Here is a 22,620-nt window from a genome sequence, read left to right on the forward strand (position 1 = left end):
CTTAGTCATCATCACGCCCAAACAAGTCCGCCGTGGGCAGTTCGCCCATGCGCTTGGGTATATTCAGGCCAAAGTGCAAGTAGGCATGCCGCGTCACAACCCGACCGCGCGGGGTTCGCATGATGTAACCCTGCTGAATCAGATAAGGTTCGAGCACGTCTTCGATGGTGTGGCGTTCTTCACTGATAGCAGCCGCGAGGTTATCGATGCCCACCGGCCCGCCGTCAAACTTCTCGATCATGGTCAGCAGTAAACGTCGGTCCTGGTGATCAAAGCCACGCTCGTCAACATCCAGCAGATTCAGCGCCAGGTCGGCGATCTCACGGGTGATATCGCCTTGCGCACGCACCTCGGCGAAGTCGCGCACACGGCGCAGCAGACGGTTGGCAATCCGTGGTGTACCGCGGGCGCGTCGGGCAATCTCAAAGGCCCCGTGGGGCTCGATGGGTAAGCCGAGAATCCCCGCCGAACGCATGACAATGGTGGCCAGGTCTTCGGTGTTATAGAACTCCAACCGCTGGACGATGCCGAAGCGATCACGCAAGGGGTTGGTCAACATGCCGGCGCGCGTGGTGGCGCCGACCAAGGTAAACGGCGGCAGGTCAAGCTTGATCGAGCGCGCAGCCGGGCCTTCGCCGATCATAATGTCGAGTTGGAAGTCTTCCATAGCCGGGTACAGCACTTCTTCGACAATCGGCGACAGGCGATGAATTTCATCGATAAACAGCACATCACCCGGCTCCAGATTTGTCAGCAACGCCGCCAGATCACCCGGCCGCTCCAGCACCGGGCCCGAGGTGCTCTTGATCGAGACATTCATTTCCTGAGCAATGATATTGGCCAAAGTGGTCTTGCCCAGACCGGGCGGACCGAAGATCAGCGTGTGATCGAGCGCTTCGCTACGGCCACGGGCCGCCTGGATAAACAGTTCCATCTGCTCGCGCACACTCGGCTGGCCGATGTATTCGGCCAGCTTTAGTGGGCGAATGGCACGGTCAACTTGCTCATCACGGTCACGCGGGGCAGCAGTAATCAGGCGATCAGCTTCTAGCACTAGACCATTCCCTTCAGGGCTCGACGAATCATATCTTCACTGCTCAAACCGTCTTCCTTAATAGCTGAGACGGCGCGACTGGCTTCCTGGGGTTTGTAGCCGAGCGAAATAAGTGCGCTGACTGCATCATTCTCCGCGCTTGTGACTGCACTACCGCCGCGAGGTTCCACCACCAGGTGCGACATGCCAGGCACGGCTTCCCAGGCTTTGAAGCGGTCTTTCAGCTCAACCAGCAGGCGTTCGGCGGTTTTCTTGCCAACACCCGGGATTTTCACCAGCACCGAGGTATCTTGCGCTTGCACACAACGCACCAGCTCATCGACCTCCAGCCCGGACATCAGCGCCAATGCCAGCTTCGGACCAACACCATTAAGGCGAATCAGCTCACGAAACAACTCACGCTCACGCTTCTCAAAAAAGCCATACAGCAGATGCGCATCCTCGCGAACCACCAGATGGGTATGCAGAGTCAGCGGCTCGCCCACTGCGGGCAAACGGTACAGGGTGGTCATGGGCACTTCCAGCTCATAACCCAAACCATTTATGTCAATAATCACATGCGGCGGCTGCTTTTCCGCCAAGGTGCCACGCAAACGTCCGATCACCGCAACTTTCCTTAAAAATGACGTTACAAACGAAGGCGACCAGCGCGCCGCTTGGCACCGACCAGGCCATGGGGAATCAGACTCTGCCGATGGTGGGCATGACACAAGGCAATCGCCAAGGCGTCAGAAGCATCGATCTGTGGCTTCTGCACCAGCTTGAGCAGGTGCATGACCATCATCTGCACCTGCTCCTTATCCGCGCCACCGGTGCCGGCAATGGCCTGTTTGACCTGAGTCGCGGTGTATTCGGCAATATCCAGCCCCGCCTCAATACCCGCAACGATGGCCACACCGCGCGCCTGACCGAGCTTGAGCGCTGAATCCGGGTTGCGCGCCATAAATACCTGTTCGATGCCCATGGTCACCGGCCCGTAGGTTTCGATCACCTCGCGTACACCGCGAAACACCACCTGCAGACGCTCTGGCATCGAACCATTGCCCGTGCGTATGCAGCCCGAGGCGACATATTCGCAGTTGCGCCCAGTATCACGCACCACACCGTAACCGGTGATACGCGAGCCGGGGTCGATGCCAAGGATCAAGGTCATGCCTTACCGCCCACTCAAGGCGCCTGCCAACTTGGCCGACACACTGTCTATTTATCCAGCTCGCGAGTATAGAGCCCGCCTGAGCCCGCGTCATCCGGCGCAAGTTATAAAAATGACCGCGCATCATTCATATCGGGTCACAGCGGCATGCCGCTTAGCAGCCTGGACAACCAGCCATAAAAAAACCGGAGTGCTCAGGCCAACAACCTGAACACCTCCGGCTCTGCTCTAGCCGCAAACACTCAGCCAAGCTGCTCCATGATCTCGTCAGGAATCTCAGCGTTGTGATAGACCTCTTGCACATCATCAAGGTCTTCGAGCATGTCGATCAGCTTGATGACTTTCTGCGCAGTTTCCAGGTCGGTAATCGGTGCACTGATCGACGGGATCATGGCGATTTCCGCCTCTGCAGCCTTGAAGCCAGACGCTCGGAGCGCCTCGTTAACCCCATGGAAATCAGCGAAGCTGGTGGACACCAGCGCTGAGCCGTCTTCGGCCATTTCCACATCATCGGCACCGGCCTCCAGCGCGGCTTCCATCAAGGCATCTTCGCTCACACCTGCAGCAAAGCTGATTTGTCCCTTGCGATCGAACATATAGGCCACCGAACCATCGGTACCCAGATTGCCACCACACTTGGTAAAAGCATGCCGAACTTCAGCCGCCGTGCGATTACGATTGTCCGTCATGGCTTCAACGATGATCGCCACGCCGCCCAGCGCATAGCCTTCGTAACTCAGCTCGACCACGTTATCGGCTTCGTTATTGCCGGCACCACGGGCGATGGCACGGTCAATTACATCGCGCGACATGTTGTTGGTCAGTGCTTTGTCCACCGCCAGACGCAGACGCGGGTTGTCCGCCGGGATCGGACCGCCATGCTTTGAAGCGACCGTTAACTCACGAATCAGCTTGGTGAATATCTTGCCGCGCTTGGCGTCCTGACGCCCTTTGCGGTGCTTGATGTTGGCCCACTTGGAATGACCAGCCATAACTCACTCCGGTTGTTTCATATTCGATTTCGAGGCGGGAGAGTTCGAGTCTCTCAGGCCGCTATAAAGAAGAAGCCTGGTAAACCAGGCTTCTTGTGACGCTTTATTCCGCTTTCGGCTGCTCGCGCAGGCGAATGTGCAGTTCACGCAGCGACTTGTTATCCACCTCACCCGGCGCCTGAGTCATCACACAGGCCGCGCTCTGGGTTTTCGGGAAGGCAATCACTTCACGGATCGACTGCGCACCGGTCATCAGCATCACCAGGCGGTCAAGGCCGAAGGCCAAGCCACCATGGGGCGGTGCGCCGAATTTCAGGGCATCAAGGAGGAAGCCGAACTTCTCCTGCTGCTCGTCTTCGCTGATGCCCAGCACGCGGAACACGGTCTGCTGCATGGCCTTGTCGTGGATACGGATCGAACCGCCGCCCAACTCGGTACCGTTGAGCACCATGTCGTAAGCACGCGACAACGCAGCCGCCGGATTAGCTTCCAGCTCAGCCGGGCTGCATTTTGGCGCAGTGAACGGGTGGTGCATTGCGGTCAGGCTGCCGTCGTCGTTCTCTTCGAACATTGGGAAGTCGACGACCCACAGCGGCGCCCACTCGCAGGTCAGCAGGTTGAGGTCATGACCCAGCTTGATGCGCAGCGCGCCCAGGGCCTCGCTGACGATCTTGGCCTTGTCGGCACCGAAGAACACGATGTCGCCATCCACGGCACCGACGCGATCAAGGATCACGTTGATGTTGTCCAGCGGGATGTTCTTGACGATCGGCGACTGCAGGCCTTCGGCACCATTGGCGCGCTCGTTGACCTTGATGTAAGCCAGGCCCTTGGCGCCGTAGATGCCGACGAACTTGGTGTACTCGTCGATCTTGCTGCGCGGCATGCTCGCCCCGCCCGGCACGCGCAGTGCGGTAACGCGGCACTTCGGATCGTTGGCCGGGCCGCTGAACACCTTGAAGTCGACTGCTTGCAGCTGGTCAGCCACGTCCACCAGTTCCAGCGGGTTACGCAGGTCTGGCTTGTCGGAACCAAAGCGGCGCATGGCTTCGGCCAGAGTCATGTGCGGCAGCTCGCCGAACTCGACGTTGAGCACTTCCTTGAACAGCTGGCGAATCATCTTCTCGGTGATGGCCATGATGTCGGCTTCATCGAGGAAACTGGTTTCGATGTCGATCTGGGTGAATTCCGGCTGACGGTCAGCACGCAGGTCTTCGTCGCGGAAGCACTTGGCGATCTGGTAGTAACGGTCGAAACCGGCAACCATCAGCAGTTGCTTGAACAGCTGCGGCGATTGCGGCAGAGCGAAGAAGCTGCCGGCATGAGTGCGGCTCGGCACCAGATAATCACGCGCGCCTTCTGGTGTGGCACGGGTGAGGATCGGCGTTTCCACATCAAGGAAGCCGTTGTCATCCAGGTAACGACGGATGCTGCTGGTGATGCTTGAGCGCAGTTTCAGCTTGGCCGCCATTTCCGGACGACGCAGGTCGATAAAGCGGTAGCGCAAGCGGGTTTCTTCGCCCACGTCGGTGTATTCGTTGAGCGGGAACGGCGGGGTTTCCGCTTCGTTCAGCACTTCAAGCTCATAACCCAGCACTTCGATAGCGCCAGAGGCCATGTTGGCGTTGCCGGCACCGGCCGGACGCAGACGCACCTTACCGGTGATCTTGACCACGTATTCGCTGCGCACCTTGTCGGCGGTGGCGAAGGTCGCCGCGCGATCCGGGTCGAATACCACCTGAGCCAGACCTTCGCGGTCACGAATGTCGAGGAAAATCACCCCGCCATGGTCACGACGGCGATGTACCCAACCGCAAAGGGTGACTTCCTGGCCGTCCAGGCTCTCGTTCAGTTGGCCGCAATAATGGCTGCGCATCATGGTGGTGGTCGCTTCTCTTGAGTCTTGAATTCGTTGGGCCGCAATGAATGCGACGCTCGTGGGCCGGTCAACCGGCTGGCGCAGGCGCCATTTTCCGCAATTGTGCTGCCTTTAGGGGGCGCGAAACGATCAGCGGCGCATACGCAGCCCACTGTTCGCCCGACAAAAGCGGCAAAGCGCGAGATTATATATGGTTAAGCCGCCACTTGCAGCCGCCGCCCCACGCGCTTTTGTCAGCCCTTCCTATACTCAGGCATGCAGCTCTTTAACTGTCGATAAGTGGAGAGGCTTATGGCCACACCGAACCTGGCTGAAATACCCAGTGATTTGCTGGCTGACTTTCGCCTGGAATCCAGCGAACAATTCCAGCGTTGCGAGCAATTACTGATCGAGCTTGAGCACACCCCCGATGACCGCGAGCGCCTGCGCGAGCTATTTCGCCTGGTACACACCCTCAAGGGCAACCTGGGCTATATCGGCCTGGATTCGCTGATGAGCGTACCGCAAGCCATGGAAGATGTGCTGTCGTGCCTGCGCGAAGGCCAGTTGCACTTCGACAGCCTACTCGGCGATATCCTGCTACTGACCCTCGACCACCTGAAAGAACAGATCCGCCATGCCCTTGGGGGCCAAGCGCCACAGCTTAATCCGGCTCAAAGCAAGGCACTCAGCCGCTCTCTCAGCGCACTGGCTATCGCGCCAACAAGCCAACAAATCGGCATCCGCAGCGCACTACTACAAGAGCTTGATCCCAGCTCCAAACCTCCTGAGGTTGTTGCTGCAGACAACCCAGCTGCCGCTGATGTACTCAGACGCTACGGCATCGAACCCGACGCTGACCTGCTGTTCTTTGTCGACCTGATGCAAGCAAGCGAACGCCGCTCACACTTCTGGCAAGGTCGCGGCCTGCGCCAGCTTGACCTGGCCCTAGCGATCAACCAAATGGGCGGCAACCCAGAACAACCAGAGCAACTGGCCGCCGCCATTTGCCTGCACGACCTGGGCATGGCTTTTCTGCCACTGGAGATGCTGCACAAGGAAGCCAACTTTAACCGCGAAGAGCGCCGGCAAATGCAATCCCATCCGCGGCTCGCCTACGACCTGCTCAAGCGGATGCCACGCTGGGATGCTGCGGCTGAAATAACGGTGCAGCATCAGGAGCACGCCGACGGCAGCGGCTACCCTAAAGGCCTGAAAGAGATCGAAACCAGCCCCGGCGCCCTGATAATCAATATCGTCGACACCTTTGAAGCCCGCACCCATGAACGCGCGCACCAGACCCTGAATAAACGCCCACTCCTGCGCGCCATTTTGGAAATCAACAACCTCGCCGGGCGGCAGTTCAGCACACACTGGGTCGAGCTATTCAACCAGACCCTGCAACAGCACCCAGAACTGGCACATCGTTAACCCAAGAAAAATTGAACCCACACCCCTTAGTAGCCTCCAATCATCACTCGCATTGATATAAACCACGATAAAGCTCGGTAAAACCCATGGTAGTCTCTGCCCATTATGCGGGCAGCCAAACCCCGAGCCACCTGAGAGGAGAAATGGTATGGAAATCAATATTGGAATTGCCGAGCAGGACCGCGCAGCCATCGCCGAAGGCCTGTCGCGCTTACTCGCAGACACCTACACCCTGTACCTGAAAACCCATAATTTTCATTGGAACGTCACAGGCCCGATGTTCAATACCCTGCACTTGATGTTTGAGGGCCAGTACACCGAACTGTCGCTGGCCGTCGACCAGATTGCCGAACGCATTCGTGCCCTGGGGTTCCCAGCGCCCGGTACCTACGCTGCTTACGCCCGCCTCTCCTCGATCAAAGAAGAGGAAGGCGTACCAAACGCACAAGATATGATCAAGCAGCTCGTTCAGGGCCAGGAAGCTGTAGTGCGTACAGCCCGCGGCATCTTCCCACTGCTGGACAAAGTCAGCGACGAGCCCACTGCGGACCTGTTGACCCAGCGCATGCAGGTGCATGAAAAAACCGCCTGGATGCTGCGCAGTCTTCTAGCCGCGTAGGTAAATCATGCAAAAGGCCCGCATCTGCGGGCCTTTTGCTAGGCGCTTGCCCAGCAGCTGTTCTATGCTTTGGTCAATTGCAACTTGGCCACAGTGACGTGCATGAACAAACCCGCTAAAGCTCCCAGCATTCTGGAACTGTACCCCGAGGAAACCCGCGACGCAGCGGCGCTTCTGAAGAAGGCGGTACCGCTCATGATGCGCCATGACATCCCCCCCAACCCCGTGCATTACGCCCTCTGGTACACCTACAGCAAAGGCCTGGAACCTGAGCTCAACCGTCGCCTGGAAAAAACCGTCGCCGACTTTGACAGTTTCCCGCCTGAAACCGCAGCCAAGCTGTTCCGCGACTACATCATCAATGGTGAGCTCGAAGAGGCGCGCGCCGGCCAACAGCAGGTCATTGAGCTGGTCGACGACATCGAAGGCAATGTATCGCGCAGCATCATCGGCAGCCGCAATTATCAAATCAGTCTCGAGCACGGCCTAGCGGCCCTGCATGAGCCGGTCATTGATGACCTGCCCAATGTTTTGAATGAACTGCAGCAGAGCACGCAGTTAATGCAGGACCAGCAAGACAAATTCCTCTACCGCCTAAATGCCGCCCAGCAAGAGATCAAGAGCCTGCGCAGCCAGCTTGAACGCGCGCACATCGCCGCGACACTGGACAGCCTGACTCAGGTTTTCAACCGCAACGCCTTTAGCAAACTGCTAGAGCAGACACTGAGTACAGAACACGACGGTGTCGCACTGGTAATGCTCGATATCGATCACTTCAAGCAGTTCAACGACCAATACGGTCACCCCCTGGGAGATCGCGTCCTTCAGCACGTTGGCCAGTTGTTGCGCGACCTACTTCCCGCTCGTGCCATAGCAGCACGTTACGGCGGCGAAGAATTCTGCATCATCCTTCGAGATTGTTTTGATAACACCACGGCCTATGCCTTTGCCGAGCAATTGCGCCTGAAGATCCAGTCTTTACGCATCAAAGTGCGCCGCACAGATGAAGTACTCGACAGCATTACCGCGTCTTTCGGCTTCGCCCTTGCCGAACGCGGTGACACATTGGAAACCTTGCTCACACGTGCCGATGACGCGCTTTATCAAGCCAAGCGTGATGGCCGCAACCAGATAAGCCCCATACCAAGTGAAACAGCGCTTAGTGCTTGATTGAGAACCCCACCTCTTTGCTGTTAAATACGTGCCGTGCTGCTGACCTGCATCCATAGGTCAGCACATAGGCTGGTACCACGCGCTTTTACTACTCCCCTTGCAATGCCCAATACGCGCAGCCAGCCATTTCTGCTGACTCTTTGAATTAAGCGAGCCCATTGAACATGTTGAAAATTGTCCACCTTCTGACGGGCGCCCTCGCCCTGCTGCTTTCTTTTGCTCCCCACTTTGGCGACACGCCCCAACCACTCCTGGAACAACCCAGCGCACTGTGCCTTGCTCTGTTTGGCTTGCTGAACCTGCTGCTTGCTCCACAACTGCCTATTTGGCATGCCGGCCTGCGCCATCAAGCGCAAAACCTGGTCTCCGCATTACTGGTACTCGGCACTTTGCTGCAAGCATTGATTCTACTCGCCCCACTGCCAGTCATTGCCAACCAACCGGCCAGCCTGTTTAGCCTGCTTATTATCGCTGCCGCCGTAGCCGTTCACCTGGCGGCCAACTTGCGCCTTAAATCGCGCAACACCTCAAGCTCGCAAGATCTGGGCGACCGCGAAACAGGTACCGTTAAGTGGTTCAACACCTCGAAGGGTTTCGGCTTTATCTCGCGTGACTCGGGCGACGACATTTTCGTGCACTTTCGGGCCATTCGCGGCGAAGGTCACCGCGTACTGGTCGAAGGCCAGCGAGTTGAGTTTGCCGTAATGCAACGTGACAAAGGCTTACAAGCCGAAGATGTCATCGCCGCACTGCCTGCACGGCGCTAAATGCCACAACGCAAAAGGCCCGCTCATTGCGGGCCTTTTGCATTTATGGACAATCAATAATGGGGCGGCGGCGCCTCATCCTGAGTCATCCCGAACTGCGAACTCACTTCATCCTGACGCTTGATCAACGCAGCCACCTGCAGCTGCAAACGCTCCAGAAGCCGCTGTTGCGCCACCAGCGCATCATTGAGCGCCTGAATAGTATCGTCCTGAAAGGCCAACCGGCTTTGCAAGTCGTTAATGCGTTCGTCTATGTCCACCAGTCAGCTCTCAGCAAAACAAAAATCCCCAGTCAAAACCAGGCGTAAACGGTCTTTTAATACGGCCAATTGCTCAGGCGTGTATGGCTGCGCTGGATGCTTACCCCAAACAGGCGCCGGCCACGCAGCATCCTCGCGACGCCGAACGATGACATGCATATGTAGCTGACTCACCACATTGCCCAAGGTCGCGACATTCATTTTGTCCGCCGCAAAACAATCCTTGAGTACTTCGGCAAGGCCGTTGGTTTCCTGCCATAGCTGCAGCTGGTCAGCACCATCCAGCTGGAACAACTCACTGACGTCTTCACGACGTGGCACCAGGATAAACCAGGGGTACTGCGCATCATTCATCAGCAGCAGGCTGCATAACGGGTAATCCCCGACCCATACCGCATCTTGCTGCAAACGTGAATCCAGAACGAACATAACCATCCACCTTTTAGAAAACCCACTGACTCAGTATTGAACGCATTCGAACCCAGCACACAGCGATACTTGGTCAGCCACCTTACTGCCGCCCAGCAGTAAGGTGGCTGAGCAGGATACGCCGAAGCTGGAAACGTGACACCCGCGAACAGGCCCACCTCAGCGCACCAATAGACAGCACACCCCAATACCACCCCCAGCAAGCGCACCAAAACTGTTCCCTTCGGTAATCCTCACAGAACAGCCTCCTGTCGCACCACGAGCGCAGGACTGCAAGCAATTGAAAACAGAACAGAAGTAGCCCAGAAAAACGCCTACAAGCCAGATAAAAAACAGATGGAACCGCTAAAAAACCTCACGCAAACCGATGCAACCCCCGAAAACCTTGATCGGAAAGATCAAATCGAAGATAAAAATTCAGCTTTTAGGGTTTTGTGCACGACTATTGCTAGTCAAACTGTGACGAATCGACCTGCACCGTTTGGCAGCCCATGCGACCAACATTCAGGCGCAAAAATCCGTCAGCTTTGACTGTGATCACGCCAAGTGCATCTACAAAAATGCGACATGACTCATAAGCTTTTGCGACACAGCCGTGAAGAAATCGTAATGAATAGATTGCAACTATCGCCAACATTGGCAGCGTGCTATAAGTTACCGCCGACACAAAAAGAAAGAGTCGTCCATATAACAACCAGCCGGACGGCGCAACTTTTCTAAACCAAAGGAGCAATCACGATGCAAGTGATGAAGTGGAGCGTAATCGCCCTCGCAGTAGCAGCGGGCACCACCCAAATGGCAGTGGCTTCAAGCCAGTCCGAATCCAAGGGCTTTGTTGAGGACAGCAGCTTCAATATCTTCAACCGTGCCCTGTATCACAACCGTGATTACAAAAACGGCGCAAACACTACCACCGACAAAGCTTCAAGCAAGCGCAATGGTTACAGCGAAGAGTTCGGCCTGGGCATTCGCTTGATGTATGAATCTGGCTTCACTCAAGGCACCGTCGGTGTGGGTGTAGACGCTCACTCGCTGAGCAGCATCAAGCTGGACACCGGCAAAGGCCGTGCAGGCCTTGGTCAATTTTCTAAGAATGGCGCAGGCGAAGCTGAGGACACTCAGAGTGAAGTCGGTGGTGCAATCAAATTCCGTATCTCTGATACAGTACTGAAATACGGCAATCAGATTGTTGCCAGCCCTGTTTTTTCTACCGACGATGCACGTATTCTGCCTGAAGTAGCTACGGGTACTCTGGTCACCAGCAACGAAATCGAAGGCCTTGAACTGACAGCTGGTCGTTTCACAGCCATCAGCCGTCAAACAGCAACAGGCCGTGATGGTCGCAAACTGACTGAAGCCAATATTGTTGGTGCCAGCTACAGTTTTACTGAGAACTTCAGCGGTGCAATTCATGCTTCCGACGTCGAAGATCACCTCAAAAAGAAATACATCAACCTGAACTATAACCTGCCACTCGCAGACGAACAGGCTCTGAACTTTGATTTTAACGCGTATAAAACGGACGACGACGGTCGCAAACTATCCGGTAAAATCGACAACAAGATTTGGAGCTTAGCAGCCGCTTACTCCCTCGGGGCTCACACCTTCACTGTCGCCCACCAGCGCTCGTCCGGCGACACTTCCTATAACTACGGCATTGATGGCGGCGGTACAATCTACCTCGCAAACTCGATTCAAATCTCCGACTTTGATCGTAAAGATGAGCGCTCTTGGCAAGCTCGTTACGACATCGACATGGAGACCTACGGCGTGCCTGGCCTGAGCTTTATGGCTCGCTACGTAACCGGCGACAACATCGACTACGGCGTTGGCGTTGATGAAGGTGAAGAGAACGAATTCAACTTCGAAACCAAGTATGTAATCCAAGAAGGTGCAGCCAAAGACCTGTCGTTCCGTGTTCGTAGCGCTATTTACCGCGCTAACAACTCGCAGAATGCCAACTACGGCTCCGACAACAACGATTTCCGTCTGATCGTTGAATACCCACTGAGCGTTCTGTAATCCAGACCGTTTAGCAGGTAAAGAAAGCCCGACCTAGGTCGGGCTTTTTCTTATTTGCTGAAAACTTACAATGGCAACGCATAAGTCCCCGTTACATGCGCCACCAACTCCTCTTCGTTGCCCTGCGAATAAACAGACACTTCGCAAACAGCCTGCCTGCGACTCAATCTCAATATCCGAGCTTCGGCTAACAGATCAACTGGCTTGGGTTTAACCAGAAAGTTGATGTTCAAATTCGAGGTCACGGCCATCTCTACCCGACCGAGACTGCCTAGCACCACCGCATACATCGCCGCGTCTGCCAACGCCATAATGGTCGGCCCGGACAAGGTGCCACCTGGGCGAATCAGTTTGCTGTGAAATGGCACCCGGGCGAGCGCCCCATTGCCGTCCAGCCGATCGATACACAAGTTGATGTCTTCCGCCATCGGCAACCCTGCCCGAATCAGCGCCTGAACCTGTTCCGCCGTTAAGATCGACACACTCCCCTCCTTTTATAAGCACACGCCTGCATCCTGTACGCATCTGTATAGGCACCGTACAATGCGGGCCATTCAAAATCTCTTGCAACCGACAGAACAGCCAAATATGCGTACCAGCCAGTTCCTGCTCTCGACTCTGAAAGAAACCCCATCCGATGCTGTAGTGATCAGTCATCAGCTGATGCTGCGTGCCGGCATGATCCGCAAGCTGGCTTCCGGCTTGTATACCTGGCTGCCCATGGGCCTGCGCGTACTGCGCAAGGTTGAGAAGGTCGTGCGCGAAGAAATGAATGCCGCTGGCGCGCTGGAAGTGCTGATGCCCGGCATTCAGCCTGCAGAGCTGTGGCAGGAGTCCGGCCGCTGGGAGCAGTACGGCCCAGAGCTGTTGCGCATGAAAGATCGTCACGGCCGCGATTTCTGCGCAGGCCCGACCCACGAAGAAGTGATCACCGATCTGGCTCGTAATGAGCTGAACAGCTACAAGCAGCTGCCGATCAATCTGTATCAGATCCAGACCAAGTTCCGCGACGAAATCCGTCCGCGCTTCGGCTTAATGCGTGGTCGCGAATTTATCATGAAGGACGCCTACTCCTTCCACGTTGACCAGGCTTCGCTGCAGGAAACCTATGACCGCATGCACCAGGCCTACTGCAATGTATTTACCCGCCTGGGCCTGAACTTCCGCCCCGTGCAGGCTGATACCGGCTCGATCGGTGGTACTGGCTCCCACGAGTTCCACGTACTGGCCGACTCCGGCGAGGACGATATCGCCTTCAGCGACAGCTCCGACTACGCCGCCAACATCGAGAAGGCCGAAGCGGTTCCGCGCGAGAGCAGTCGCGGTGCGGCAACTGAAACCATGCGCATGGTTGAAACACCGGATACCAAGACCATTGACGCACTGGTACAAGGCTTTGGCATGGCCATCGAGAAAACCATCAAGACCCTGATGGTGCATGGCGCTAAGAAAGGCACCCTGGTTGCCTTGATCGTGCGCGGCGACCACGAACTCAACGAAATCAAGGCCGCCAACCTGGAGCTGGTTGCCAGCCCATTGGTTTTCGCCAACGAAGCCGAAATTCGCGCAGCCATCGGCGCCGGCCCTGGCTCGCTAGGCCCGGTCAACCTGCCAATCCCGTGCATCATCGACCGCTCGGTTGCCCTGATGAGCGACTTCGCTTCTGGCGCTAACATTGACGACAAACACTATTTCGGCGTCAACTGGGAGCGCGACCTGCCGCTGCCAGAGGTTGCTGACCTGCGCAACGTGCTGGCTGGCGACCCGAGTCCGGATGGCAAAGGCACCCTGGAAATCAAACGCGGTATCGAAGTCGGGCATATCTTCCAGTTAGGCACCAAGTACAGCGAAGCGCTGAATTGTCAGGTGCTCGGCGAAAACGGCAAGCCGGTCACACTGACCATGGGCTGCTATGGCATCGGCGTTTCCCGCGTAGTGGCGGCCGCTATCGAGCAGAACAACGACGAGCGCGGCATTCTCTGGAATGACGCCCTCGCACCTTTCCATATCGCCCTAGTGCCGTTGCGTTACGAAACTGATGCCGTGCGCGAAGCCACCGACAAGCTGTATGCCGAGCTTACAGCTGCCGGTTTCGAGGTACTGCTTGATGACCGTGACAAAAAGACCAGCCCGGGCATCAAATTCGCAGATATGGAACTTATAGGCATCCCGCATCGCATCGTAGTCAGCGATCGCGGCCTGGCCGAAGGCAACCTGGAGTATAAGAGCCGAAAGGAAACTGAAGCCCAGGCGGTACCTGTCGCCGATATCCTGAGCTTTATCCAGGCGCGCATCAGCCACTGATCTCAGCCCCTTTAGCAAGAGTCGTCATGTTCAAGCGAAACACCCTCAGCCTCATCGCCACCCTTGTGGGTGGCTGTCTGCTACTCAGCGGTTGCGCCAACCAGTTGCCGCAACGTAGCGAGCATGAGGAGCGCGTCGAGCGCAAATTGCTCGATCACAGCCTGCAGATTGATGTCGGTGAACCACGTGTATTGGAGCTGCCACAGCGCCGAGTACGCGTGCATGAGCAGAAAACCTTTGAGGTCACAGCGTTTGACGTGACACGTCGCTATGACCGCTACACCCCCTATCAGCCCTGGCGTGAGCTGTATGAAGTGCCATTGGGAGCACTGGCGGTCGTTGGCGGCATCGGTGCCAATGCACTCAATGTGGTATTGCTCGGCAGCCTGCCGGATACCGTCACCAAGGACTGGATCAGCTATGGCTTTGCTGGGCTCAATCCGGCAATGAACGTTGAATCCAACGGTCGCTCACAGCAGAACCTCGCCAGCCTTGAAGAGCACCGTCAAGATGCACGCCTGGAGTATTCCAGCCTGCCATGGGCCGAGCGCCCTGTGCGCGTCAAAGCCGGCGAACAGATCCATGAACTGCTCACCGACCGTAACGGCATCCTGCGCCTGAACCTGCTCGACAGCCCGTTTGCCGAAGAGGATGTAACGCGCGTCAGCACTCTGCTGCTGACGGTTGAAGATGATCAGGGCTCAGCGCGTGCTGATGCCTCCCTGTTAGTCAGTCGCACCTTGCGCGGCAAGCTTCAAGAAGCTCACGAGCTGATTTACAACGATCTTGAAGGCGACGATGTGGCTCAGTGGGTACACCGGGTTAAACGTCTTTCCGAGCTGGGGCTTGAGGAAGAAGCCAGTGAACTGGAGCAGAGCCTGATCGAGCTGACGCGCAACGATCCGGAACTGCAGAAAATCTTCCTGCAGGCCCTAACCAAAGACGCCGGCCGCCTGGTTGCCGACCCTGGCAACGACTGACACATTCATGCGGCAGCGCCTGATCTGCGCCGTACTAAGCCTGCTGCTCTGCGGTGCGGCGTATGCCGACGTGCGTCAGGCGCCTGAGCCGGAACTGCGCGCGCTGCTGCAACAGACCGTGGCCCAGGCGGACAGCTTTCAGGATCGTTTCGAGGCCGAAGTCTGGCTGCTGGATATGTCCACACGTCTGCGCCGCTATATTCCGGATGCTGAGGAGCGCCTGAGCCTGCTACGGCTCGTGCATCGTGAAGCCAGTAAGGCGGGCTTACGCCCTGATTTAGTGATTGCACTGATTCATGCCGAAAGCCATTTCGACCGTTTCGCCATCTCATCCGTTGGCGCTCAAGGCATGATGCAGGTGATGCCTTTCTGGAAAGCCGAACTGGGCCGGCCGCAAGATAACCTCACTGACACCGCCACTAACCTGCGCTATGGCTGTACCATCCTCAGCTTCTATCTGCGCAAGGAAAACGGCGATCTGAACCGGGCGCTGGCACGCTACAACGGCAGCCTGGGCAAGCACACCTACTCCGCCAAGGTGGTCGGTTTCTGGCACGACTTCTGGTACGTCAAACCCTGAGCTTATTTAGCGGCGTACGATAAATCCGGCGATCCCCTGTAACGCATGATTCTGCAGTTCCAACTGGGTTACGTCGGCAGCCTCGGGCCCCCGCTCTAACCAACTTGCCAGCTCAGCCACAGCAGCCTCATCGCCTTCAAACAGTACTTCGACCCGACCGTCGACCACGTTACGCACCCAGCCATCCAGATCCAGACGCTCAGCGTGCTTTGCAGTCGCGTGACGAAAACCGACACCCTGTACGCCACCGCTGACGTAACCATGCTTGCAAATGCGCGCCACGACTTAGCCCTCCGCCTTGAGTGCAGCCAAGCGAGCCGTTAAACCAGCCGCCGTCTGTTCACCCATTAAGCGCTCACGCATGCGCCCCTGATCGTCAACGATGTACGTCACCGGCAGCACTTCTGCACGCGGCAACTGATAGCGATCGGCCGGGTCCTGCGCCAACACCGTAAACGTAATGCCCATATCTTGCGCGGCCTTACTGAGTTTCTCGCCCTGCAACGCGTCGAAATTCACCCCAAGCACCTGCACAGACTGTTTCTTGAGTTGTTTTTCCAAGGCATTGAGTTCAGGAATCTCGGTACGGCAAGGCGCACACCACTGCGCCCAGTAATTAATCACTAACCACTGGCCTTCCAGGCGCTCAACCGCTACCTTTCGTCCATATTGATCGACGCCAATGTCTTCAGCGCAGCCGGCCAGAATCAGACCTATGCCTAGAACCGCAACAGCACGAATGATCGCCTGGAAATGCATTGCCATGCATTCGCTCCCTGATTCAATAAGGTTGATATGACGTTAGATGCCTTGCGCCTGGAAGTGCCAGACATCCTCGAAACCGAGGTCGCGCCATTGGCCGATCTCAACGAGCAACTGGCTCAGGCTCGCTTACAACCCGCAGAACTGGCCTTGCAGCAGGCACTAAGCCTGCTCTTCAAGCTCAACCGCAGCGCCATGACCTTACTCGAAAGGCAGCGCGCACTGCAAAGCTTCAGCGACCAGTACCGGCATTACAGCAAGGCCTATCAAGGCGAGAATCCCCCCACGGCATTATTCGTACACCTGTGCAGTGAATTGGCCATCGGTTTCAAACGCCTGCTCCTACAAATCCTGCAAGGCCGCCAGCCCTCACGTCCGCACCTGGCTTGGTGCTTGTATATGGCCCAGCATTTTCTCGCGCAAAGCCTGCTGCGCCACTACCAGCTGTATCAGGAGCCACCGCCCAGCCTATGGCGCGACAGCCACCTGCTGTACTGGATCGGCGAACATCAAAATTGCCTGGATGAGCCAGTGGCGGCAGCGTTTACACCGCAACCGGCAAACACCATGCGTGGCATCTACCAGCAGATGCTGCTGCTTGCACTGAGCAACCCGTTTCACCTTGCCGATGGCGAATGTGCGCTGCTGTTCGGCGCCCTATCGCCGCTGGCCGAGCTCGCGCGCTTGCTGCCCTGGGATGAGGACGATGAGATCGAAGGGCCTACCATCGACCTGACCGAGGCGCAGCCCTGCCTGAGTTATGCACAAACGCCAGAAGGCAGTGCCGACTATCTACGCCGCTTCGAGCTGGGTGCCTTGTTAGTGGCGCTGCATGAGCCAGCGCCATTGCAGAGCAAAGCGGAACGCCAGCTGTTGGAGCGTGTGCAGCAGCATTGGCTGGGGCGCCAACAACGTCGGCATACCCGTGCCGACCATAGCTCTGAATGCAGCCTTGCAGTTGGTTTACCGGCTATTCATGCGCAGCTACTAGAACAACGGCCTTTGCGCACCAGCGCACAAATGCTTGATGCCAGCGCGGGCGGCGCACGTTTGCTGTGCAATGCCGATCAGGCCGCGCAGCTGTCGGTTGGCCAACTGGTGTTGCTGATCACCGGCAGCGATACGCCCACCCTGGCCCTGGTGCGATGGCGCCATCTCAACAGCGAAGGTCTCCACCTGGGCCTGCGCTACCTTAAAGGCTTGCCGCGCTCGGTCTGGTTACGCCGCGCACCCAGTGCCCAGACCCACCCCGGCGTCCTACAGAGCACACCGGCACCAGGCAACGGCTGGCATCATGGGTTATGGCTGCCTAATGGACAGTTTGTTGAAGGGGAAAATGTCTGGCTGCAACTGGCCAGCGCGCACAACCAGGCGATCCTGCCATTGCCGCCCGCCAATCTGGTCACCGCATCAGTCACCCGCTACCCAATGCAGCTGGCATAGGCACTGGTACCAACACGCTAAAAGTGCGAGAAAGGTCACGCCGAACGTCTGCAGAGCGCACAGTTTCATCGGATGCCCCGCGCTTATACTTGCTCGCACTTACGCTTGCTGCGATCCGTTATTAGCCTGGAACACACCATGACCCAAGCCCTCGATAAGTTGGTCGGCCCCGTGCCATCTGCCATCGTCAACCTCGCCCGCTTACAGGTCACTCCATACGAAGGGCGCGTCGCTGAGTTCAACGTAGCCGCCTGGCTGCACCTGCCAGGGCTGGCCAACCTGCCCGTCTCCCTGTTGATCAGCTACCGCGATGGCACCACCCGCCGCGAAGTGATGGTCGACCATGGCAACGTCAACCAGCACAGCAAAATTCTGCTATCCAGCGTGGCTCGCCTGCCTGTGAAGCAGAAGATTGAAGAGATGCAGGTGCGCCTGCGCTCTGCCGTACCAGCGACCAGCCTGGTGGTTGAGGAGTTGTTTGTACAAGCCGTCGAATTGCCCCAAACCGATAGCCGCCAAGCACTCGCTTGATTGCCCCACCGCAGCACACAAGCCCCGCGCACTGACGCGGGGTTTTGCGTTTAGCGCGAGAGCATTCCTGCAGGCCCACACTGGGTGCCAGAATCAGGTCGCGTAACAGTTTCAGATGAGCCAGAAGAGTCGGGCTGCTCAGTCGGGTTGGAATTGACCAACGACTGCGGCCAGCTGCTGAAGCGCAGGCCGGTGATGCGATTAAGGCGCTCGAGGGCCTCTTGCGGATCACGCTGATACAGATGAATCACTTTGCCTTTATTGGCTGTCATAACGCCTTCACACTCCGCCAATCCCTGCCCTGCTGGCAACCTGATCGCTATCTGCAAGACAGATAGCCAGAAGCGTGCCAGCTTCCTTTTAACCGCGTTTGGCGACCTCCATGGTCGCCAGTGCCATCATGCGCCATCAGCACAACGCCGCAAACTGACGTTTTACGTCACTTTGCAGGCTCAGCCTCTGGCTGCAACCACGTCGCCAGGTCCTCACCAAATAGCGCCGTTTGCTCTTCCTGCAACTTCATCAAGCCATTGCGCAGCGCTGGATACCAGGCTTCATCAAGCTGTTCGGGTAGATTCTCAACCCTAGGCAACGGCCAAGGACTGTGGCTGAGCAGTTGTTGCAGCGAATAGTGGCCAAGATCACGGCTCAATACCCAGGAACCGGAACCGGTCGGGGCAATCAGTTTCTGCTGCTCGAGAAACACCAAAATCTCTTCCCATTCATGTTCCGCCAACGACCAGCCCTGACGCTGCACGTCCAGCAAGCGCACTTTCAAACCCGACTGCTGACGCTCATAGAACACCCGCAAGACGCCAAGGGCCATCAACAAGCGTGGTATTGCGCGCTTGCGCCATTGCTGGGAGAACCCCAGGTTGCAGACTAATTCAGCGCCAAACAGCACAATCAACCAGGACAGATAGATCCACAACAGAAACAGCGGCACCGTGGCAAATGCCCCGTAGATCAGCTGATAACCAGGAAACAGGCGCACATACAGGCCGAATAGCATCTTCGCCACTTCGAACAACACCGCTGCAAACAAGCCCCCCAGCAACGCATGGCGAACTGGTACCTGTGCATTCGGCACCGTCGCATAGAGCAAGGTGAATGCGGCCACACTGAATACCAGCGGCATGAATTTCAGCAGGGCCTGCGCCCCAAGCAAAGCATCCGGACCCGAGATCAGCGACAGTGACGTGAAGTAGGTGCTGATGGCAAAGCCACCGCCCAGCAGCAGCGGGCCCAAGCTGAGGATCGCCCAGTACAGCAAAAAGCTCGACACACCCCGGCGCGGCTGACGCACACGCCAGATGGTGTTGAAGGTTTTCTCGATCGTCACCAACATCCAGAACGCCGTCGCAGCCAACACGGCCACACCAATCCAGGTCAGCTGGCGCGCCTGGGTAGTGAAGTCACGCAGGTATTGCTGCAGGGTCTCGCCAGCTGAGGGCACAAAATTTCGGAAGATAAAGCTCTGAATCTGCTCGCCGGTATCCTGAAACGCCGGAATAGCCGAGAGCATGGAAAAGGTCACCGTCATCATCGGCACCACCGCAAACAGGGTGGTGTAGGTCAAGGCTGCCGCATTGCTGGTGCCTTGGTCGGCGATAAAGCGCTGCAACAGAAAACGCCAGAACTCCAACAGGTTGCTAACACGCTGCAGCATGCCCTCTCCTTAGCCATTTGCATCCCGACAACCTGACTCACAAGCGCAGGCGGGAATGCTGTTAGCGGTTAGAATAGCCGCCATCGAAGGTAATCGGCGACCCGAACATGACCGCTATGACGCTGTACCATAACCCGCGCTGCTCGAAATCACGCAGTGCATTGCAATTACTGGAAGACCGCGGGCTCAGCCCAACCATCGTGCGCTACCTGGAAACACCGCTGAGTGCCGACCAGCTGCAGGCACTGTTGGATAAGCTCGGCATCCGCGCACGGCAGCTACTGCGCACGGGTGAAGATGAATACAAGGCTCTCGGCCTGAGCGACCCGCAACTGACTGACACACAACTGATCGCGGCCATGGCCAGCCAGCCCAAACTGATTGAACGCCCCATTCTGGTCGTCGGAGACAAAGCCGTCATCGGTCGCCCACCTGAAAATGTTCTGGAGATTCTGCCGTGAGCACACCCTATATCCTGGTGCTGTACTACAGCCGCCATGGCGCCACTGCTGAAATGGCCCGCCAGATTGCACGCGGCGTAGAAATGGGTGGCCTCGAAGCGCGTGTACGCACCGTGCCTGCGGTCTCCAGCGAATGCGAAGCAGTGGCCGCGGATATCCCGGCAGAAGGCGCCTTGTACGCCAGCCTGGATGACCTGAAGAACTGCGCCGGCCTGGCACTCGGCAGCCCGACCCGCTTCGGCAATATGGCCGCACCGCTCAAGTACTTTATCGATGGCACCAGCGGCCTGTGGCTGACCGGCGGCCTAGTCGGCAAACCGGCCGGCGTGTTCACCTCCACCGCCAGCCTGCACGGCGGCCAGGAAACCACCCTGCTGTCGATGCTGCTGCCCCTGCTGCACCACGGCATGCTGATCACCGGGCTGCCTTACAGCGAAGCTGCGCTGCTGGAAACCCGAGGCGGCGGTACGCCGTACGGTGCTAGCCACCATGCCGGTGCCGATGGCAAACGCGCCCTCGATGAACATGAAACAGCCCTGTGCCGCGCACTCGGTCAACGCCTGGCGCAAACCGCTGCAAAACTGGAGAACACCTGTGGCTAAAACCGCAAAACCACTGCCGCCCCTGGAGTGGCTAGAGCCGCGCCTCAACATCAGCCGCATCGCCAGCCTGCTGAGCTTTTTTGGCCTGGGCGCATTACTGCTGGTGTGGAACCTGTGGTTCGCCAACGTGCCCAGCAAACTGCTCTGGGTGATCCTCGGCGTACAACTCGCGCCCCTGCTATTGCTGGCTCCTGGCCTGATCATCGGCAACGCCCGCGCCCACGCCTGGGCCTGCTTTGTGGTGAATTTGTACTTTATCCAGGGCGTACTCGCAGCCTTCGACCCGAGCAAGGCGCTGTACGGCTGGCTACTGACAGGGCTGAGCTTCAGCTTGTTCTGCGCAGCACTGATGTTTACCCGCTGGCGCTTTCAGTACGAGCGCAAGTTGGCAGGGGAAAACTAAGATAAACGCTGAGCTTGGCTGCACGCAGGCTCAGCGTTATATGGCAGGAGCTTTACCAGCCGAGGGTTTCTTTCAGGAAGGGAATGGTCAGCTTGCGCTGAGCCTGCAATGACGCCTGATCCAGGCGCTCAAGCAAATCGAACAGGGCGCTCATGCTGCGCTCGCCACGGGTCAAAATAAAACGTCCGACCTCATCACTCAAGTGCAAGCCACGACGCGAAGCGCGCAGCTGCAGGGCTCGCAACTTATCTTCATCAGAGAGTGACTGCAGCTGGAACACCAGCGCCAGGGTCAGGCGCGACTGTAAGTCAGCCAGCTGTACCTTTAATTCACGCGGCGAACCACTGGCCGCTAGTAAAAGGCGACGACCACTGTCGCGTAGACGGTTGAATAGGTGAAACAACGCCTCTTCCCAGTCACTTCGCCCCGCCACTGCGTCCAGGTCGTCCAGACACACTAGTTCGCACTGCTCCAGATTGTCGAGCAGCGCGGGGCCGTACTCGACCACCTCGGCCAGCGGCAGATAAACCGCCGGCTCGCCGCGCTGCTCAAAGCGCAAACACGCCGCCTGCAACAAGTGGCTACGCCCTACACCCTCGCCGCCCCACAGATAAATCAGGCTTTCCGTCCAGCCAGCATCCGCTTCACACAAACGCTCGACATAGCCCAACGCCGCAGCATTGGCTCCAGGGTAGTAATTGGCGAAAGTGGCGTCATCACGCAGACGCACACCTAAAGGCAGTTGTATGGGTGTCATGCTGGGTTGGGCGGCTCGTCGGAGCCGTTGGCTGGCTCACCATAAAGATCAGAAAGTTTATAGCCTTCTTCACGCTAAGTCATTGATGGATAACGCTAGTCTTTGCTGGCGGTTCGCAACCCCCTGCTCGTCCGGCTTTGGGCTATATCGACCAAAGCAGGCAAGTGTTTTCGACACTTTTTCGACACACACGCTAGACAGGCCCAAGACCTGCCAGTAGCTTTTAGCGCCTAAGGTGCTGTCAATCAGCCTTCTGTCTTGCCCGTTGTCGCTTTTCATCTTTACTGTGTCGCATTTTCTTTTTGCGACTGCAAGGAAATCAAAAGCTTATCGCACGACAAGGAATGTTATCGACCATACCCCATAAAAG

Annotated in this window: 26 protein-coding genes and 1 pseudogene; 14 read left to right on the forward strand and 13 right to left on the reverse strand. The window is 57.3% G+C overall.

What is annotated here, in order from left to right; translation table 11 throughout:
- Position 1: 1 nt before the first annotated feature.
- From ruvB to aspS, 5 genes are all read right to left on the reverse strand, one after another.
- Positions 2-1,054, reverse strand: coding sequence for a Holliday junction branch migration DNA helicase RuvB (ruvB, locus tag HCI85_RS12440; RefSeq protein WP_167144937.1), 1,053 nt, complete (start codon positions 1,052-1,054; stop codon positions 2-4).
- A complete protein-coding gene (ruvA, locus tag HCI85_RS12445) occupies positions 1,054-1,659 on the reverse strand; it encodes a Holliday junction branch migration protein RuvA (RefSeq protein ID WP_167144938.1) in 606 nt (201 codons plus the stop codon). Before ruvA ends, ruvB begins: the two co-directional genes overlap by 1 nt.
- A 23-nt stretch (positions 1,660-1,682) precedes the next feature.
- Entirely contained in the window at positions 1,683-2,207 is a 525-nt protein-coding gene (gene ruvC, locus HCI85_RS12450) for a crossover junction endodeoxyribonuclease RuvC (RefSeq protein ID WP_090252604.1), read from the reverse strand.
- 242 nt (positions 2,208-2,449) lie between these two features.
- A complete protein-coding gene (locus tag HCI85_RS12455; protein WP_167144939.1) occupies positions 2,450-3,199 on the reverse strand; it encodes a YebC/PmpR family DNA-binding transcriptional regulator in 750 nt (249 codons plus the stop codon).
- A gap of 103 nt (positions 3,200-3,302) precedes the next feature.
- Positions 3,303-5,078, reverse strand: a complete 1,776-nt coding sequence (gene aspS / locus HCI85_RS12460; RefSeq protein ID WP_167144940.1) for an aspartate--tRNA ligase — start codon at positions 5,076-5,078, stop codon at positions 3,303-3,305.
- A gap of 291 nt (positions 5,079-5,369) precedes the next feature.
- Here aspS and HCI85_RS12465 point away from each other — a divergent pair, with 291 nt between their 5' ends.
- The 5 genes and pseudogenes from HCI85_RS12465 (at position 5,370) to HCI85_RS20995 (ending at position 9,047) form a co-directional block, all read left to right on the forward strand.
- Complete coding sequence (locus tag HCI85_RS12465; protein WP_167144941.1) at positions 5,370-6,488, forward strand: HD domain-containing phosphohydrolase; 1,119 nt, start codon at positions 5,370-5,372, stop codon at positions 6,486-6,488.
- A gap of 148 nt (positions 6,489-6,636) precedes the next feature.
- The gene (locus HCI85_RS12470) at positions 6,637-7,107 is read left to right on the forward strand and encodes a Dps family protein (protein ID WP_167144942.1); all 471 of its coding nucleotides are present in this window, start codon (positions 6,637-6,639) and stop codon (positions 7,105-7,107) included.
- Between the two features lie 102 nt (positions 7,108-7,209).
- Positions 7,210-8,277, forward strand: a complete 1,068-nt coding sequence (locus HCI85_RS12475; RefSeq protein ID WP_167144943.1) for a GGDEF domain-containing protein — start codon at positions 7,210-7,212, stop codon at positions 8,275-8,277.
- Positions 8,278-8,444: 167 nt separating this feature from the next.
- Positions 8,445-8,765 (forward strand): annotated as a pseudogene (locus tag HCI85_RS21170) (cold shock domain-containing protein membrane protein); the annotation flags it as partial.
- Positions 8,766-8,822: 57 nt separating this feature from the next.
- Positions 8,823-9,047, forward strand: coding sequence for a cold-shock protein (locus HCI85_RS20995; RefSeq protein WP_169852850.1), 225 nt, complete (start codon positions 8,823-8,825; stop codon positions 9,045-9,047).
- A 53-nt stretch (positions 9,048-9,100) separates the two neighbouring features.
- On the opposite strand, the gene HCI85_RS12485 is transcribed toward HCI85_RS20995, so the two are convergent.
- Complete coding sequence (locus tag HCI85_RS12485) at positions 9,101-9,307, reverse strand: SlyX family protein (RefSeq protein WP_167144944.1); 207 nt, start codon at positions 9,305-9,307, stop codon at positions 9,101-9,103.
- A 3-nt stretch (positions 9,308-9,310) separates the two neighbouring features.
- Positions 9,311-9,736, reverse strand: coding sequence for an HIT family protein (locus HCI85_RS12490; RefSeq protein ID WP_167144945.1), 426 nt, complete (start codon positions 9,734-9,736; stop codon positions 9,311-9,313).
- Between the two features lie 738 nt (positions 9,737-10,474).
- Here HCI85_RS12490 and HCI85_RS12495 point away from each other — a divergent pair.
- Complete coding sequence (locus tag HCI85_RS12495) at positions 10,475-11,758, forward strand: OprD family porin (RefSeq protein ID WP_167144946.1); 1,284 nt, start codon at positions 10,475-10,477, stop codon at positions 11,756-11,758.
- A 65-nt stretch (positions 11,759-11,823) separates the two neighbouring features.
- On the opposite strand, the gene HCI85_RS12500 is transcribed toward HCI85_RS12495, so the two are convergent.
- Positions 11,824-12,186 (reverse strand): PaaI family thioesterase, encoded by a 363-nt coding sequence (locus HCI85_RS12500; protein ID WP_167145753.1) that lies wholly within the window; start codon positions 12,184-12,186, stop codon positions 11,824-11,826.
- 160 nt (positions 12,187-12,346) lie between these two features.
- Between HCI85_RS12500 and HCI85_RS12505 the strand changes: the two genes are divergently transcribed.
- The 3 genes from HCI85_RS12505 to HCI85_RS12515 are packed head-to-tail and all read left to right on the forward strand — an operon-like array spanning position 12,347 to position 15,622.
- Complete coding sequence (locus tag HCI85_RS12505) at positions 12,347-14,062, forward strand: proline--tRNA ligase (RefSeq protein ID WP_167144947.1); 1,716 nt, start codon at positions 12,347-12,349, stop codon at positions 14,060-14,062.
- 26 nt (positions 14,063-14,088) lie between these two features.
- A complete protein-coding gene (locus tag HCI85_RS12510; protein WP_167144948.1) occupies positions 14,089-15,042 on the forward strand; it encodes a hypothetical protein in 954 nt (317 codons plus the stop codon).
- Positions 15,043-15,049: 7 nt separating this feature from the next.
- The gene (locus HCI85_RS12515; RefSeq protein ID WP_167144949.1) at positions 15,050-15,622 is read left to right on the forward strand and encodes a transglycosylase SLT domain-containing protein; all 573 of its coding nucleotides are present in this window, start codon (positions 15,050-15,052) and stop codon (positions 15,620-15,622) included.
- A gap of 6 nt (positions 15,623-15,628) precedes the next feature.
- On the opposite strand, the gene HCI85_RS12520 is transcribed toward HCI85_RS12515, so the two are convergent.
- Entirely contained in the window at positions 15,629-15,904 is a 276-nt protein-coding gene (locus HCI85_RS12520; protein WP_167144950.1) for an acylphosphatase, read from the reverse strand.
- 3 nt (positions 15,905-15,907) lie between these two features.
- Positions 15,908-16,387, reverse strand: a complete 480-nt coding sequence (locus HCI85_RS12525) for a TlpA disulfide reductase family protein (protein WP_167144951.1) — start codon at positions 16,385-16,387, stop codon at positions 15,908-15,910.
- 30 nt (positions 16,388-16,417) lie between these two features.
- On the opposite strand from HCI85_RS12525, the gene HCI85_RS12530 reads away from it, so the two are divergent.
- Both HCI85_RS12530 and HCI85_RS12535 read left to right on the forward strand, forming a co-directional pair.
- Positions 16,418-17,827, forward strand: coding sequence for a PilZ domain-containing protein (locus HCI85_RS12530; protein WP_167144952.1), 1,410 nt, complete (start codon positions 16,418-16,420; stop codon positions 17,825-17,827).
- 138 nt (positions 17,828-17,965) lie between these two features.
- Positions 17,966-18,358, forward strand: coding sequence for a hypothetical protein (locus HCI85_RS12535; protein ID WP_160087569.1), 393 nt, complete (start codon positions 17,966-17,968; stop codon positions 18,356-18,358).
- A 50-nt stretch (positions 18,359-18,408) separates the two neighbouring features.
- On the opposite strand, the gene HCI85_RS21000 is transcribed toward HCI85_RS12535, so the two are convergent.
- Complete coding sequence (locus HCI85_RS21000; RefSeq protein WP_241693778.1) at positions 18,409-18,630, reverse strand: hypothetical protein; 222 nt, start codon at positions 18,628-18,630, stop codon at positions 18,409-18,411.
- Between the two features lie 167 nt (positions 18,631-18,797).
- Positions 18,798-20,027, reverse strand: a complete 1,230-nt coding sequence (locus HCI85_RS12540) for a virulence factor BrkB family protein (protein WP_167144953.1) — start codon at positions 20,025-20,027, stop codon at positions 18,798-18,800.
- 107 nt (positions 20,028-20,134) lie between these two features.
- On the opposite strand from HCI85_RS12540, the gene arsC reads away from it, so the two are divergent.
- Genes arsC through HCI85_RS12555 form a run of 3 tightly spaced genes read left to right on the forward strand, consistent with a single transcriptional unit; the run spans position 20,135 to position 21,493 of the window.
- Entirely contained in the window at positions 20,135-20,488 is a 354-nt protein-coding gene (gene arsC / locus HCI85_RS12545; protein ID WP_167144954.1) for an arsenate reductase (glutaredoxin), read from the forward strand.
- On the forward strand, positions 20,485-21,090 hold the full coding sequence (wrbA, locus tag HCI85_RS12550; protein ID WP_167144955.1) for an NAD(P)H:quinone oxidoreductase: 606 nt from the start codon (positions 20,485-20,487) through the stop codon (positions 21,088-21,090). The genes arsC and wrbA overlap by 4 nt, the downstream gene beginning before the upstream one ends.
- A complete protein-coding gene (locus HCI85_RS12555; RefSeq protein ID WP_167144956.1) occupies positions 21,083-21,493 on the forward strand; it encodes a DUF2069 domain-containing protein in 411 nt (136 codons plus the stop codon). Before wrbA ends, HCI85_RS12555 begins: the two co-directional genes overlap by 8 nt.
- 52 nt (positions 21,494-21,545) lie before the next feature.
- Here HCI85_RS12555 and hda read toward each other — a convergent pair whose 3' ends face one another.
- Positions 21,546-22,250 (reverse strand): DnaA regulatory inactivator Hda, encoded by a 705-nt coding sequence (gene hda / locus HCI85_RS12560; protein WP_167144957.1) that lies wholly within the window; start codon positions 22,248-22,250, stop codon positions 21,546-21,548.
- Positions 22,251-22,620 lie beyond the last annotated feature (370 nt).

The organism is Pseudomonas sp. OTU750018, from assembly GCF_011636575.1.
In the GTDB taxonomy this organism is placed as follows: domain Bacteria; phylum Pseudomonadota; class Gammaproteobacteria; order Pseudomonadales; family Pseudomonadaceae; genus Aquipseudomonas; species Aquipseudomonas peli.

Bases quoted from the DNA above. Each gene is read 5' to 3' on its own strand.
- ruvC (WP_090252604.1), bottom strand. From the start codon at position 2,207: ATGACCTTGATCCTTGGCATCGACCCCGGCTCGCGTATCACCGGTTAC.
- HCI85_RS12540 (WP_167144953.1), bottom strand. From the start codon at position 20,027: ATGCTGCAGCGTGTTAGCAACCTGTTGGAGTTCTGGCGTTTTCTGTTG.
- aspS (WP_167144940.1), bottom strand. From the start codon at position 5,078: ATGATGCGCAGCCATTATTGCGGCCAACTGAACGAGAGCCTGGACGGC.
- HCI85_RS12515 (WP_167144949.1), top strand. From the start codon at position 15,050: ATGCGGCAGCGCCTGATCTGCGCCGTACTAAGCCTGCTGCTCTGCGGT.
- HCI85_RS12505 (WP_167144947.1), top strand. From the start codon at position 12,347: ATGCGTACCAGCCAGTTCCTGCTCTCGACTCTGAAAGAAACCCCATCC.
- HCI85_RS12500 (WP_167145753.1), bottom strand. From the start codon at position 12,186: ATGGCGGAAGACATCAACTTGTGTATCGATCGGCTGGACGGCAATGGG.
- hda (WP_167144957.1), bottom strand. From the start codon at position 22,250: ATGACACCCATACAACTGCCTTTAGGTGTGCGTCTGCGTGATGACGCC.
- HCI85_RS12475 (WP_167144943.1), top strand. From the start codon at position 7,210: ATGAACAAACCCGCTAAAGCTCCCAGCATTCTGGAACTGTACCCCGAG.
- HCI85_RS12495 (WP_167144946.1), top strand. From the start codon at position 10,475: ATGCAAGTGATGAAGTGGAGCGTAATCGCCCTCGCAGTAGCAGCGGGC.
- HCI85_RS12530 (WP_167144952.1), top strand. From the start codon at position 16,418: ATGACGTTAGATGCCTTGCGCCTGGAAGTGCCAGACATCCTCGAAACC.
- HCI85_RS12490 (WP_167144945.1), bottom strand. From the start codon at position 9,736: ATGTTCGTTCTGGATTCACGTTTGCAGCAAGATGCGGTATGGGTCGGG.
- arsC (WP_167144954.1), top strand. From the start codon at position 20,135: ATGACCGCTATGACGCTGTACCATAACCCGCGCTGCTCGAAATCACGC.
- HCI85_RS12465 (WP_167144941.1), top strand. From the start codon at position 5,370: ATGGCCACACCGAACCTGGCTGAAATACCCAGTGATTTGCTGGCTGAC.
- HCI85_RS12510 (WP_167144948.1), top strand. From the start codon at position 14,089: ATGTTCAAGCGAAACACCCTCAGCCTCATCGCCACCCTTGTGGGTGGC.
- HCI85_RS12470 (WP_167144942.1), top strand. From the start codon at position 6,637: ATGGAAATCAATATTGGAATTGCCGAGCAGGACCGCGCAGCCATCGCC.
- HCI85_RS12455 (WP_167144939.1), bottom strand. From the start codon at position 3,199: ATGGCTGGTCATTCCAAGTGGGCCAACATCAAGCACCGCAAAGGGCGT.
- HCI85_RS12525 (WP_167144951.1), bottom strand. From the start codon at position 16,387: ATGGCAATGCATTTCCAGGCGATCATTCGTGCTGTTGCGGTTCTAGGC.
- HCI85_RS21000 (WP_241693778.1), bottom strand. From the start codon at position 18,630: ATGACAGCCAATAAAGGCAAAGTGATTCATCTGTATCAGCGTGATCCG.
- HCI85_RS12535 (WP_160087569.1), top strand. From the start codon at position 17,966: ATGACCCAAGCCCTCGATAAGTTGGTCGGCCCCGTGCCATCTGCCATC.